The 12,959-nt window shown below is 47.4% G+C and carries 11 protein-coding genes and 1 pseudogene; 8 read left to right on the plus strand and 4 right to left on the minus strand.

The annotated features are described in order from the left end of the window. Positions 1 to 86: 86 nt before the first annotated feature. Complete coding sequence (gene cotE / locus G9U52_RS13110; RefSeq protein ID WP_166150123.1) at positions 87 to 653, minus strand: outer spore coat protein CotE; 567 nt, start codon at positions 651 to 653, stop codon at positions 87 to 89. Between the two features lie 490 nt (positions 654 to 1,143). Between cotE and G9U52_RS13115 the strand changes: the two genes are divergently transcribed. Then, positions 1,144 to 2,337, plus strand: coding sequence for a cytochrome P450 (locus G9U52_RS13115; protein ID WP_166150126.1), 1,194 nt, complete (start codon positions 1,144 to 1,146; stop codon positions 2,335 to 2,337). 108 nt (positions 2,338 to 2,445) lie between these two features. Here the strand turns inward: G9U52_RS13115 and G9U52_RS41665 are convergent. Beyond that, positions 2,446 to 2,523 (minus strand): annotated as a pseudogene (locus G9U52_RS41665) (Hsp20/alpha crystallin family protein); the annotation flags it as partial. A 123-nt stretch (positions 2,524 to 2,646) separates the two neighbouring features. Between G9U52_RS41665 and G9U52_RS13125 the strand changes: the two are divergent. Beyond that, positions 2,647 to 2,829 carry a hypothetical protein gene (locus tag G9U52_RS13125; protein WP_166150128.1) on the plus strand — a complete coding sequence of 61 codons (183 nt, stop codon included), beginning with the start codon at positions 2,647 to 2,649 and terminating at the stop codon, positions 2,827 to 2,829. 201 nt (positions 2,830 to 3,030) lie between these two features. Here G9U52_RS13125 and G9U52_RS13130 read toward each other — a convergent pair whose 3' ends face one another. After that, positions 3,031 to 3,987: an aromatic acid exporter family protein gene (locus G9U52_RS13130; RefSeq protein WP_166150130.1), complete on the minus strand. Its 957-nt coding sequence runs from the start codon at positions 3,985 to 3,987 to the stop codon at positions 3,031 to 3,033. A 144-nt stretch (positions 3,988 to 4,131) separates the two neighbouring features. Here G9U52_RS13130 and G9U52_RS13135 point away from each other — a divergent pair, with 144 nt between their 5' ends. The 4 genes from G9U52_RS13135 (at position 4,132) to G9U52_RS13150 (ending at position 9,515) form a co-directional block, all read left to right on the plus strand. Beyond that, entirely contained in the window at positions 4,132 to 5,193 is a 1,062-nt protein-coding gene (locus G9U52_RS13135) for an FUSC family protein (RefSeq protein ID WP_166150132.1), read from the plus strand. 90 nt (positions 5,194 to 5,283) lie between these two features. After that, positions 5,284 to 5,763 (plus strand): MarR family winged helix-turn-helix transcriptional regulator, encoded by a 480-nt coding sequence (locus G9U52_RS13140; protein ID WP_166150134.1) that lies wholly within the window; start codon positions 5,284 to 5,286, stop codon positions 5,761 to 5,763. Positions 5,764 to 5,848: 85 nt separating this feature from the next. Beyond that, positions 5,849 to 7,615: an ABC transporter ATP-binding protein gene (locus G9U52_RS13145; RefSeq protein WP_166150136.1), complete on the plus strand. Its 1,767-nt coding sequence runs from the start codon at positions 5,849 to 5,851 to the stop codon at positions 7,613 to 7,615. Positions 7,616 to 7,694: 79 nt separating this feature from the next. Next, on the plus strand, positions 7,695 to 9,515 hold the full coding sequence (locus G9U52_RS13150) for an ABC transporter ATP-binding protein (RefSeq protein WP_166150745.1): 1,821 nt from the start codon (positions 7,695 to 7,697) through the stop codon (positions 9,513 to 9,515). 100 nt (positions 9,516 to 9,615) lie between these two features. Here G9U52_RS13150 and G9U52_RS13155 read toward each other — a convergent pair whose 3' ends face one another. Next, positions 9,616 to 10,638, minus strand: coding sequence for an ABC transporter substrate-binding protein (locus G9U52_RS13155; RefSeq protein ID WP_243767310.1), 1,023 nt, complete (start codon positions 10,636 to 10,638; stop codon positions 9,616 to 9,618). A gap of 236 nt (positions 10,639 to 10,874) precedes the next feature. Here G9U52_RS13155 and G9U52_RS13160 point away from each other — a divergent pair, with 236 nt between their 5' ends. Further along, entirely contained in the window at positions 10,875 to 11,882 is a 1,008-nt protein-coding gene (locus tag G9U52_RS13160) for a FecCD family ABC transporter permease (protein ID WP_166150138.1), read from the plus strand. Next, positions 11,883 to 12,929, plus strand: coding sequence for a FecCD family ABC transporter permease (locus G9U52_RS13165; protein WP_166150140.1), 1,047 nt, complete (start codon positions 11,883 to 11,885; stop codon positions 12,927 to 12,929). It abuts the gene before it with no gap. The last annotated feature ends 30 nt before the right edge of the window (positions 12,930 to 12,959 follow it).

Below are 12,959 nucleotides of genomic sequence, written 5' to 3' on the forward strand. Positions count from 1 at the left end.
TCATCCTCGCTTTTGCCCAAATAACAAAAAGAGGGCTGACGCCCTCTGCCGAAATGAACTTTGTGTCATATACTAAAGTAAACCCATTAGTTCAAGTCGTCATCCAGCAGGTCAGGGTCCAGATCCTCATAATCGTCGCTGCCTGCATCATCAAATTCCAAATTTTTCTCGTCGAAATCATTGCCACCATTCGGGGACACCACGACCCAGACCTTGGTTTCGGCGATCATTTCCACTTTAAATTCCCTTTCCACACGAATAATAACACTGTCACCATGCGAAGAAACACTGGCTTCAACACAGTTTGGCTCTTGCGTAGCGACAGCAGACACCTCTGCTGTCACTGGCTTATGCCGCTTATCCAGGTAAGCGAGGCCCACGACCTCCACATAGGAAATCGTTTCCTTGGCGACATCAGTTTTGGTATTTTTATTGTACGAATACCAAATGTTAATGTCATAAGTACCAACCACCTCGACATTGTCACCTGATTTCACCGCTTCATATTGGTTGTTGATTATCCAAGCACCCAATATACTCGTCGGAGCATGAGGCGGAGTGACCGTATTAGTGACCTGCGAAAATTTGCGCCCTTTACCGCAGACAGCTTTAGTATAGATCTCTCTGGTTTGCAAATCTTTATCTATTGACATCCTTTCTACCTCCTCCATTCAATCATTCATTACATTTGTATGCAGGACGTGGGCGAATGTTGATTAAATATACGCAGATAAATGTAGATGATTATTAAAAATCATACGCGATAACACTTCTATTTATAACTTGGATACTTGAAAATATGTGAGAGTAAGGAGTTCTCTATAAAAAATGGATCTTTTGTTAGGACTCCATATCTACTTATATGTAACAGATAGTCAACTTGAGTCCTGTTAATCTGGCTGGTAGGCTAACAAACCACAAAAAATAAATCCCCTCATCATTCAAGGGGATTTATTTTTTATATTTTCTTGTGAGTCCCCACTGCCACCGTTTGTTCACAATTAGTACTTCTGCGTATGAATCCTCTTGTAAAGGAAAATAATAACATCCTTCCCTTTATGATTCCCAGCTCCATCATTGAAGCCCCAGCTATCAGGAACGGATGGAAGTAGCCACACCACACTATTCAAGGAGGCTTAATCTATGAATTCTTTTATTACACCGGAGCTACTTAGAAATCCATATCCTATGTATGAAAATATGCGAGCTAACCAGCCGGTCATTTATATGGATGGTATGGGCTTTTGGTCAGTTTTCCATTATGATGATGTGCGCACCGTACTATCTGACCACGCCCGATTCTCATCGGGGCCAGGGGCTCCTCCTCCATCCCAGATCGCCGCAGCACCGCCACAAGCTGAATCCCGTGGAGTAGGCTTCTCGCTGATTACTTCGGACCCACCCAAGCATACAATGCTCCGTTCACTTGTAAGCCGCTCCTTTACTCCCAGAGCAGTCGCCGCTTTGGAACCGCGCATCGAGAGCATCGCCAATGAGTTGATTGACCGTTGCGAAGCAGCCGGTGAAATTGACTTAATCCGCGATTTTGCCTACCCGCTACCCGTTATCGTAATTGCCGAATTGCTTGGGATTCCGAGTGCCGACCGCGATCAATTCAAGCTTTGGTCCGATGAAGTTGTTGCTTCTGCCAATGCAATAATGGGAGATGTAAATCCCCAATCACAAAAAGCACTCGCAGACATGCATATGTACTTCCGTGATATTATTGCCAAACGGCGTATCCAGCCTGAGGATGATCTGATTAGTGCCTTACTGCTGGTAGAGGAAGAGCGGCAGCAGCTTAATGAGCATGATATCTTGGCATTTTGCTCGCTGCTTCTAGTTGCAGGTAATGAAACGACCACTAACCTAATCGGAAATGCAGTCCTCACCTTATTGGAGCATCCTGAGCAATTGGACAAGCTTCGTGCAGAGTCAGAGCGGCTAGCTCCTGCAATCGAGGAGGTATTGCGTTATCGCTCCCCTGTCCAAGCAATGTTCCGCACAGCCAAGGAGGATATTTCGTTAGGCGGGCAAATCATACCGGGAGGAAGTCGGGTTGTGGCGTGGATTGGATCGGCGAATCGGGATGAGCAGAAGTTTGATCGTGCAGGGGAGTTCGATATAACCCGAGAGTCAAATCCACATATTGCTTTCGGGCATGGCATTCACTTCTGTCTGGGTGCCCCACTTGCCCGCTTAGAGGCACGGGTCGCACTTATGGTGATCCTTAAGCGCCTTCCCAACCTTGCCAGAATCAACCACGATCCCCTTCAGCCTGCTCGTGGATTTATCGTGCATGGAGTGGAAAGCTTACCTTTGCGCTTTGGTCCATGAAAAGAGCTGGAAAATCTCCCGCTCATCCTTTCCGAAAAAAGAGCCGTACCCATCATTTATAGGGAACGGCTTTTTGGGTTAGAAACACTTTGGTATAGCAACTTTTCTTTAGTTAATTTGGATTTTTTTGACGACTGCTGCTTCCTTGGCTTTCTTAGGGATTTCGAGCTTCAATACGCCGTTCTCGAAGCTGGCAGTGGATGGAGCTTTACCTTTTCAAACCGAGATTATAATATGGTATAGTCGCTAAAAGATATCACTGCACCCCATAATCAATAATTACTAATCTTCTAAACGGAGGCCTAAAGGATGGATCAAGAAATTTTTGTAGCATGGCTCGACGAGAAAATTAAGCAAATCAACGATACGCCCGTTGCTGTAGTGGATACGAAAGAAAAACAGCATTATTTGTTAGGCAGCTTGAAAACCTTGGAATTAATAAAAGCCCAAATCATCGAAGGCAAATTTAATGGTAGTAGGAATGGCTCCTAGCGTTTAAATATCCAGACATCGGGTAATACATCTTACTAGTAAAAAAATGATCAAGGGGGTGCTGGATATGAGCGAACTATACGAATATTTTCCGGTAGTATTTGCCCTTATTGTTGCAGGCTTAATATGTATGATGGCTTATGATCGATCCAACAGCAGAGTATAGCACCCCGTTTTAACCTTTGTTAATGATGCAGTTGCTTATTCAGCAGCTGCTTTTTGCTTTTTCTCGCGTTTGGCCACATCTAAGAAAGAATTTAGTTCCACAACAAGCTGCAATAAAGCCGAACGCCCTTCAAATTCCTCCCGGGTAGCAGGCAAAGGCATTTGGCGAAAAGCGCCCTGTAAAGCGTTTAGCTTGGTTTGGGTTCGGCCTGTGTAATATTCATTTTTGACATTCTCGCTTAGCTCGTCAAAGACGGAGGCCAACAGCTCCCCGTGCGGAAGCGTCTGGTATATTTGCGCTACATATTCCAGCATACGAGTAATCGAAGCCAGCTGCTGCTTGCGCATATAGTAATAAACAGCCCATACTGCATCCTGCTGGAGCAGATTATTTTCCTTCGACCTCTGTGCCACATGGAGCGCCTCCTGCAAAATCTCATGCGCCTCGAGCAGCTCGCTGCCGCTCCAGATATGGCTGTTATCGCGCAAATGCTCAGCGATTTCGGCAAAAATATGCGAAAAGCACACCTCCAGCCTATTCCTTAAGTCGATTAATTGCTTATCTGCCTTCGGCATATAGGTGATGTTAATTAATGTGGCTGCACCGAGACCTACGAACAGTAAGGCAATTTCGTTCAAAATAAGTTCGAGGCGGATCTGCTGGTCGGTAAACACATGAAACATAATAACCGAGCTAGAGACAACCCCTTCCTTTAATCCAAAACGGGAAAGAATCGGGTATAAGATTAGTATAAAAAGGCCAATGACCCAAATTTCAAAGCCCAGCAGCCAAAATAAACCTATAGCCAGCAGCAAGCCCATACATGAGGCGATCAGCCTTTGAAATGACGTCTGTAAGCCACGTTTTTTCGTCACATCCACACCAAGAATCGCCAGCAAGCCAGCTGAATTGGGCGTATGCAAGCCTAACCAATGAGCTAATGAAATAGCTGCCATCACGGCGACGGCTGTTTTAAGTACGCGAATTCCCATAGTCGCCCCCGTTATACATTTATGAAAGTATGTAATTTGCTGTATAGTTATTTTATCTTTAATCGTTGCATTCGACAAGTATTCGACAACCTGCAAGCTTCCTGTGTATGATATGGATATAGTTGCAATTATAGGAGGAGAACCATGTCTTTTGGTGCCAGAGTATTAAAAACAGGGATTGCAGTAACCTTATCCCTTTATATCAGTGTATGGCTGCAATTATCGCTGCCGGTTATTGCCGCAGTAGCCGCGATTTTTGCGATGCAGCCTTCGATTTACCGTTCATGGCGCTATTTTCTTGACCAAATTCAAACCAATACAGTCGGAGCCGCATTAGCAATGCTTGCAGGTACGTTCCTCTCCAAGGAGCCCATTGCGATTGGAATTGTGTGTATCCTTGTTATTATGATTTGCTTGAAGCTGAAGATGGAGGAAACGATCGGGCTTACTCTAGTTACGGTAATTGCCGTTATGGAGGCCTCCGGCCAATGGGACTTTGCGCTTAACCGCTTTATCCTTAGTTTGATTGGGATCGGTTCTGCCTTTTTGATTAATATTTTATTTTTCCCGCCTAATCCCAAAGAACAAATCGTCAAACAAATACATACGGTTTTTGCCAAAATGTCTTTGCTCCTGCGAACAGCCATTTCAGATGAAATTAAGGAAAAAGTATTCCGCGATGAGAAACAGGCGCTAGATGACTCGTTCAACTCCTTGTCGCAAAAATATAATTTATTCGAGGAAGAATTAAAAAAGCTGCGGCGCGCCAAATATAGCACTAGCCAGCATCTGGTTGTGTATAAGCAAATGCTGTTTACGCTGCAAAAAGGGCTGGAAACGCTGGGCTCCATCGAGCAGCATTATTTCCAATCGGAGCGCTCTGCCGATCTGAATCTTTATTTTGACGAGCATATGGAAAAGCTAATTAAATACCATGAGCATGTACTGCTCAAATTCGAAAATATGCTAAAGCCGGAAATTTCTGAAGCCACTCGTATGGAGGAGGATAATGACCGGTTTATGGAAAAAATGATTGGCAGTTATACTCAAGGGCAATACGGGGTGCTTCGGTTATCCATTGTCGCAGCAAGCATGTACGATTATTGCATTCAAATCGCCCGGCTCGACAAGCTGATCGAGCAGTTTAATCGGGGATCGGATGAAAAAGAGCCCTTAGGTGCTTTGTTTTTTTGGATGAAAAGGTAACGCAAACAAGCGGTTAAGAATCACCTATTGACGCCGCCACGAATTCGTGGCATTAATATAGTTAGCCGACTAATCAAAAAGAGGTGACCCATGGATATTTACACGTCCGATTCGCTGCATTTTGTATTTTCCAAGGTTATGCGGACGCACTGGCATAAGATGCACGAGCTCTTGCAGCATCAAGAGGTATTCCCCGGCCAGCCGCCTTTGCTGTTTGCGTTATCACGCAAGGACGGGCAAAGCCAAAAGGAGCTGGCCGAGCAGCTCCATATCCAACCGGCTACCATTACAGTCATGCTGAACCGGATGGTTAAAACCGGGCTAGTGGAGCGCAAACAGGATGATAAGGACCAACGGGTGTCCCGCGTATTTCTCACCCAAAAGGGCAAGCTGGCGCACACCGAAGTCAGGGAAACCTTCAAAGCGATGGATACCCAATGCTTTGGCAATTTTTCCGAAGAGGACAAACAATTGCTCCGCAGGCTGATGTTACAGGTATACGATAATCTTGTTGAAAGCAAGGAAGCGGATTGTACAGGCAAGCCTGGTGAATCACCAGCAAATACTTAAACATTCCGTGTGGTTGAATGCCAACACGTATCACTCAGTAATTCCGCTATTCGCAAATCTACACTACAAAATGAGGTGTTACCAGATGCTAAAGCTTTTACCTTATTTAAAACCTTATTGGAAAGCTACCCTGCTGGCTCCGCTGTTCATGCTGTTAGAGGTCTACATGGATCTCCTGCAGCCTAGGTTTATGGCCAGTATTGTGGACGAAGGCATTATGAACGGCGATATCGCCCATATCCAAAAAACAGGTGCGCTGATGCTGGGTGTCGCCTTGATCGGTTTGATCGGCGGCATCGGCTGTACCGTATTCTCCAGTACCGCGTCACAAAACTTTGGCGCTGATGTACGCAAGGATTTATTTACCAAGGTGCAATCGTTTTCCTTTGGGGTGCTGGATACCTTCAAAGCAGGCTCGCTTGTTACTCGCCTGACGAATGATGTGGTGCAGGTGCAAGGTGTTGTGCTAATGACGCTGCGAATCCTAGTTCGCGCACCCCTGCTTGCTATCGGCAGTGTCATTATGGCGATTATGATCAGCCCGCGGCTTGCCTTAGTATTGGCGGTCGTTATTCCCCTGCTCATTCTTGTGTTAGTGATCATTATTCGCAAGGGCTTCCCGCTGTTCAGTATGGTGCAGAAAAAGCTGGATACGGTCAATACCGTGCTTCAGGAAAACTTGACGGGTATCCGCGTTGTTAAAGCCTTTGTACGCGCTAATTTTGAAATTAAGCGCTTTCGCAAATCCAATGATGATTTGATGGATATTTCAATCAAAGCAACCCGGATCGTTATGCTTATTATGCCCATTATGATGCTGATCATGAATGCCAGTATCGCTGCAGTCCTCTGGTTCGGCGGCTTGCAAACCTGGCAAGGCATCTTGCAGGTAGGCGACCTGGTCGCTTTTATCAATTATGTGACGCAGGTATTGTTTTCCTTAATGATGGTCAGCATGATGCTAATGAATGTCTCGCGAGCGAAAGCCTCCGCTGAACGCATCAATGAGGTCATGGAAACAGAGCCGGAAATCGCTAACCGCCCTGCAGCTAAGACTAATGTGATTCGTTCCGGCAAGATTGTATTTGAGGATGTTTCCTTCGCTTACGATACTTATACTGAAGGCAGCAAGCAAGATGTTCATGCACGCCAGGAGAATGTGCTGAAGGGCATTGATCTTGAGTTCCAGCCGGGACAAACCGTCGCTATTCTAGGGGCAACCGGATCAGGCAAAAGCACACTCGTAAATCTCATACCGCGGCTCTATGATACCACCGGCGGCCGAGTGCTGATCGATGGCATTGATGTACGGGATATTGACCTTACGCATCTGCGCAATGAAATTGGTGTTGTGCTTCAGGAAGCGATTCTGTTCACAGGTACCGTTAGTGAAAATATAGCGTTTGGCAAGCCGGACGCTTCGCAGGAGGAAATTGAAACGGCGGCCCAAGCTGCGCAAATCCATGACTTTATCATATCTCTTCCCGATGGGTATATGACGCTGATCGGCCAACGTGGTGTTAATCTCTCTGGCGGGCAGAAGCAGCGGATTTCAATTGCACGGGCCATTCTTGTACAGCCCGCCATTCTTATTTTGGACGACAGTACAAGTGCGGTCGATCTCGGAACCGAATCGCGGATTCAAAAGGCTTTGAAAAGCCAGGCTAGGCGAAGCACCCGCATCATCATCGCCCAACGGATTTCCTCGGTGTTGGAGGCCGATACGATCGTTGTATTGGACGAAGGCACCGTTGTAGCGCAAGGCACACATCTTGAACTGATGGAAGCAAGCGACGTTTATCAGGAGATCTATAGATCCCAATTGGGTAAGGAGGCGGTTGTCATTGGCTAAGGAAAACAATCAGCATCATGGACATGAAGAAGCGCCGCCAAGGGCTAGTGGCGGCGGTGCGGCTGGCGGGCTGCCCCCAATGGGCATGGGTGGCGGACCAATGGGCGGCGGACCGGGACGCGGTATGATGATGTCCAAGGCACGCGCCAAAAACACCAAAGGCACGCTGCTGCGGCTATGGAATTATTTGCGCCGCCAGCGTAATGGGCTTATTGTCATTGTGCTATTGACGATTTGCAGCACAGCATTGACGCTTTCCGGTCCCTATTTGATCGGCGTTGCGATCGACCAATACATTATTCCGCAAAATTATAGCGGCTTGCTCTGGCTCTGCCTCGCGCTGCTTGGTGTGTATGTGCTCGGCTCTGTGATGTCATGGATCCAGCTCTATGTGATGACTGGCGTATCACAGCGGACAGTCTGGGAGCTGCGTAATGACTTATTCGCCCATTTGCAGCAGCTGCCGCTCCCTTATTTTGATAGCAAAACACATGGCGAGCTGATGAGCCGCACCACTAATGATATTGAAAATGTGAGCAATACCTTAAACCAGACCGTCACCCAGCTATTATCCAGCTTTTTGACGGTAATTGGTGCGATCATCTTGATGCTCAGCTTAAATGTATGGCTGACTCTTGTTAGCTTGGTCATTATTCCGATGGCGATGCTGCTTACCGGCCAAATCGCTAAGCGAACGCGAAAATATTTTTCCAGCCAGCAAAAAAGCCTCGGCGAGCTAAACGGCTTTATTGAAGAAACAGTGTCCGGGCAAAAGGTAGTTAAAACATTCAACCGTGAGGAAAAAGCTACTGCGGAGTTTCATGAAATTAATGCCCAATTGCGGGACGTTGGCAGCAAGGCACAAATTTTGTCCGGCTTTATTGGACCAGTAATGAACGTCATCAATAACTTCAGCTATGCGCTGATCGCGGCCGTTGGTGGTTGGATGGCGATCAACGGGCTAGTTTCGATCGGCGTCATTGTCAGCTTTCTAAACTATTCCAAGCAATTTGGACGACCGATTAATGAGCTCGCCAACCAATTTAATATGATCCAATCGGCACTAGCCGGTGCGGAGCGCGTGTTTGAGGTTATGGACACTGCCACCGAATATGAAGGGCTGTCTGCCGATGGCAAGGAGCTTCGGGAAGTGCATGGTGATATAAAAGGCGAGGTTATCTTTGATGATGTCTCCTTTAGCTACAAAAAGGATGTACCGATCCTCAAGCACGTATCGTTAACTGCGCTGCCTGGACAAACGATTGCGTTGGTCGGCCCGACGGGAGCCGGCAAAACCACCATTGTCAATCTGCTTACGCGCTTCTACGATATCGACAGCGGCGCGATTACCATTGACGGCGAGAACATTCGCAATCTGGAGAAAAACAGCTTGCGCAGCAAGCTCGGGATTGTGCTGCAGGATGCGTATTTATTCTCGGATACAATCCGTGAGAATATCCGATACGGCAGGCTCGACGCCACGGATGCCGAAATCGAGCATGCCGCCAAGCTGGCCAATGCGGACAGCTTTATTCGCAAGCTGCCCCAGGGCTATGACGCGTTGCTTGCCGCTGAGGGCAGCAACCTTAGCCAAGGGCAACGCCAGCTGATTACGATAGCACGGGCGATTCTCGCCGACCCCGCTATCCTGATTCTCGACGAAGCGACAAGCTCCGTCGATACGCGGACCGAGATGATTATCCAGGAAGCGATGAATGTGCTAATGAAAGGGCGCACCAGCTTCGTAATCGCCCATCGGCTAAGCACGATCCGTGAAGCTGATGTGATTCTCGTCATGAATGGCGGCGAAATTATTGAGCGTGGCTCCCACCAGGAGCTGCTTGAAAGCAAAGGCTTTTACTATAACCTCTATACAAGCCAGTTTAACCGGGCAGGTTAGAGCCAGGCAGCTTACGAGCACACGAGTAACCAAACAGGTAACAAACAAAAAACGCGAGTGCCTCTTCAATTAAGAGGACTCGCGTTTTTAATATTGCTTTTTATGGCTTTACTTCATACAGCTTATATAGGTCATCCAACATCATATTCGCTGATTTTACACCGCCTGAAGTATTCCAGGTCGCATCACTTACTTGAATCAGCTTATTGTTTTTCACAACGTTGAGGTTTTTCCAAAGTGGATCATTCATCCACTCCTCCTGCTGCTTTTTGCCCTTTCCGTCGCCAACATCGTAAGTAAAGTAAAAGACTTTATCTGCTGTATCCAGCTCTGTCAAACGCTCCTTTGTGATATCCTCGAACGCTTTTTCGTCGCTCTTCGGATCATTGCGGACAATTCCAATTTGCTTCATGATGACGCCTGAGAACATGTCGCCGAAATAATATCTGGTTTTACCGCCCATAAAACGCACAACGGCTACTTTCTCTTTTAGCTTGTCGCCTGCTTTGGATTTGAAATCATCAATACGTTTGTCGAATGCGCTAACGATTTTATCGCCTTCCGCCTTCTTGTTCAAAGCGTCTGCGTAGACTTGAAAATTGCTTTTCCACTCGCCGCGCAACGTTTCGGTATAAACCGTCGGGGCAATCGCCTTAAGCTGCTCATAAATTTTTTCATGGCGCATTTTATTGCCAAGAATTAAATCCGGCTTCAACGAAGCAATAAGCTCCAAATTCGGCTGGGATTCGCCGCCGATATTTTTGACGCCTTCCATATCCGCTTTAATATGGTCATACCAAGGGCTGCCATAATAAGAATCAACCGCAGCAATCGGCTTTACACCAAGCGCTATTAATGCTTCCGTTCCTTCATTAGTAAGGATAACTACTTTCTGAGGGTTAGCTGGAACCTCCGTTTCTCCCATAATGTGCTTGATTATACGTGGACCATCTTTGGCAGCGGCAGCTGGTGCTGTAGTTGTAGGCGCTGCTCCTTGCTTGGGATCAGCAGCTGGTTGAGTTGAAGCTGCTTGTTGGGAACCACATGCCGACAAGACAACGGACAAGACAAAAGTAGCAGCCAGCATCGCGACCGGCTTCATTCTAAAATTTCTGACTAACATCGGTGAACCTCCCTGTTTGATCTGTTGTAAAATGATTTATTGATAACGGTTATCAGCTTTATGTCAGGGTTAATTTTAGGGGAAGTGTATCAAGGTTGTCAATCTTTTTTTGATAATGATTCTCAGAATCATTGACAGCGGATAACCGCCTCATTACAATATACCTATTGGACGTCTTTATCGGATCGGTCTTTATTCAATTTCATTTGACACAGGGAAGCAGGCCAAGCAACTTCATGAGAAAAGAACTTCTTAACCATTCCTCCAAAATTGCCGTTTTGCTCGGTTCGCTCCTTTTAGTGGCTATCGCTTTTGTTTGCAGCCTGATGTTTGGGATCAAGACTTATTCCTGGGATCAAATCGTCGCAGCTTATACGGTCTATAATGGTTCTAATGAACACATTATTATCCAAACTACAAGGATGCCACGTGCATTAATTGCCGCTATTGTTGGGGGCAGCCTAGCTGTTGCCGGTGCTTTGATGCAGGCCATTACCCGCAATCCACTGGCTTCTCCGAGTATATTCGGGGTTAATGCTGGCGCAGCCTTTGCCATTGTAATTGCAGTCGTATTGTTCGATGTATCGAGTGTCACCCAATATACCTGGATCGCTTTTTTGGGAGCTGCCGTGAGCGCCGTTGGTGTGTATATGCTCGGCTCTATCGGTCGTGACGGGTTGACACCTATTAAAATCACACTTGCCGGCTCGGCACTAACCGCCTTTTTCGCTTCATTGACCCAGGGCATCTTGTTATCCAACGGAAAAGCATTCGATCAAGTGCTGATTTGGTTGGTTGGCTCTGTCTCTGGGCGCACGATGGAGCAGTTCGATTCTGTCTACCTGTATATGCTCGCTGCGTTAATTGGCGCCTTCCTGCTGGCTACGCATATCAATGTACTTGCCATGGGCGATGATGTTGCCAAAGGGCTTGGGCAAAGCACCGTATTTATTAAAGCCGCTGCGGCAATAGTTATCGTCGTTCTGGCGGGCGGCTCTGTCGCTTTGGCGGGCCCAGTCGTATTTATTGGCATTATTATTCCGCATATTGCCCGTTTTTTTGTGGGTGGCGACCACCGCTGGCTGCTGCCCTATTGTGCTGTGTTAGGGGCACTTTTGCTTATTAGTGCGGATGTAGGCTCACGCTTTATAGCGATGCCCAAGGAAGTTCATGTCGGCGTAACTACTGCTTTGATCGGCGTTCCCTTCTTTGTTTATATCGCCCGCAAAGGAGGACGCTTCTAAATGAATACCAAAAGCTTATATGTAACTGTCCGCGGTAAAGCTTATTCCTTTCTTGTCAGTAAAAAAGCGGTATGGGTTGGGATGCTGCTGCTTATCACTACGGCAGTTATTATGGTGCTCAGCACGGGCATCGGCAGTGTATACATATCTCCCATCCAAGTTATTAAGTCCATATTCGGCTTTGGGGAGAGCTCCAACGAAATGATTGTCCGCTCACTCCGGCTGCCGCGTATTGTCGTTGCCGTGCTAGTCGGCGCTGCACTTGCCGTTTCAGGAGCCCTCCTGCAAGGTGTTATCCGTAACCCGCTCGCTTCTCCCGATACCGTAGGTATTACAGGCGGTGCTACACTGGGCGCGGTTTCGTTCTTTTATTTCTTTTCCGATAAAATCAGTATTCATTTACTGCCCGTATTTGCTGTAGTCGGAGCCTTCGCCGCTTCGCTGATCGTTTATACGCTGGCATGGAAGCAGGGAGTAACCCCGCTCCGGCTCGTGCTAATTGGCATCGGCTTCTCGGCGGCGATGAGCGCACTTTCTTATATGATGATGATTTCCGGTCCCATTATTTTGGCCAACCAATCCATGACGTTTATGACGGGCAGCGTCTACGGTGTCTCCTGGGCTAAATCGGTTGTGCCGCTGCTGCCTTGGATTATCGTGCTGCTGCCCTTGATGTTCGTTTTTTCCCGGCATATCAATATCCAGGAATTCGGGGAGGATGTAGCTCGCAGCGTAGGCAGCGCTGTCCAGCGCCAGCGGTTTCTGCTGATGCTGTTTAGCGTAGCGCTTGCCGGAGCAGCGGTTGCCTTCGGCGGGGCGATCGGCTTCATCGGGTTGATGGCGCCGCATATCGCCCGCAAGCTTGTAGGTCCAAGCTTTGGTGCGCTGCTGCCAGTCTCGGCGCTTATGGGCGCGATTGTGCTGCTGGTCGCCGATTTGATTGGGCGTACCCTCTTCTCGCCGCTGGATATACCGGCGGGTGTGTTTACAGCATGCATCGGTGCACCCTTCTTCGTGTATTTGCTTTACCGCACACGAAGCCATTAAATGCTGCCCTATCAGTTGCGAATAGACATA

The sequence above is a fragment of the Paenibacillus agricola genome, from assembly GCF_011440305.1.
GTDB classification, from domain to species: domain Bacteria; phylum Bacillota; class Bacilli; order Paenibacillales; family NBRC-103111; genus Paenibacillus_S; species Paenibacillus_S agricola.

Excerpts from the sequence above, each read along its gene's own strand:
- G9U52_RS13140 (WP_166150134.1), top strand. The coding sequence starts at position 5,284 with ATGGATATTTACACGTCCGATTCGCTGCATTTTGTATTTTCCAAGGTT.
- G9U52_RS13155 (WP_243767310.1), bottom strand. The coding sequence starts at position 10,638 with ATGTTAGTCAGAAATTTTAGAATGAAGCCGGTCGCGATGCTGGCTGCT.
- G9U52_RS13125 (WP_166150128.1), top strand. The coding sequence starts at position 2,647 with ATGGATCAAGAAATTTTTGTAGCATGGCTCGACGAGAAAATTAAGCAA.
- G9U52_RS13150 (WP_166150745.1), top strand. The coding sequence starts at position 7,695 with ATGGGCATGGGTGGCGGACCAATGGGCGGCGGACCGGGACGCGGTATG.
- G9U52_RS13115 (WP_166150126.1), top strand. The coding sequence starts at position 1,144 with ATGAATTCTTTTATTACACCGGAGCTACTTAGAAATCCATATCCTATG.
- G9U52_RS13130 (WP_166150130.1), bottom strand. The coding sequence starts at position 3,987 with ATGGGAATTCGCGTACTTAAAACAGCCGTCGCCGTGATGGCAGCTATT.
- cotE (WP_166150123.1), bottom strand. The coding sequence starts at position 653 with ATGTCAATAGATAAAGATTTGCAAACCAGAGAGATCTATACTAAAGCT.
- G9U52_RS13165 (WP_166150140.1), top strand. The coding sequence starts at position 11,883 with ATGAATACCAAAAGCTTATATGTAACTGTCCGCGGTAAAGCTTATTCC.
- G9U52_RS13135 (WP_166150132.1), top strand. The coding sequence starts at position 4,132 with ATGTCTTTTGGTGCCAGAGTATTAAAAACAGGGATTGCAGTAACCTTA.
- G9U52_RS13160 (WP_166150138.1), top strand. The coding sequence starts at position 10,875 with ATGAGAAAAGAACTTCTTAACCATTCCTCCAAAATTGCCGTTTTGCTC.
- G9U52_RS13145 (WP_166150136.1), top strand. The coding sequence starts at position 5,849 with ATGCTAAAGCTTTTACCTTATTTAAAACCTTATTGGAAAGCTACCCTG.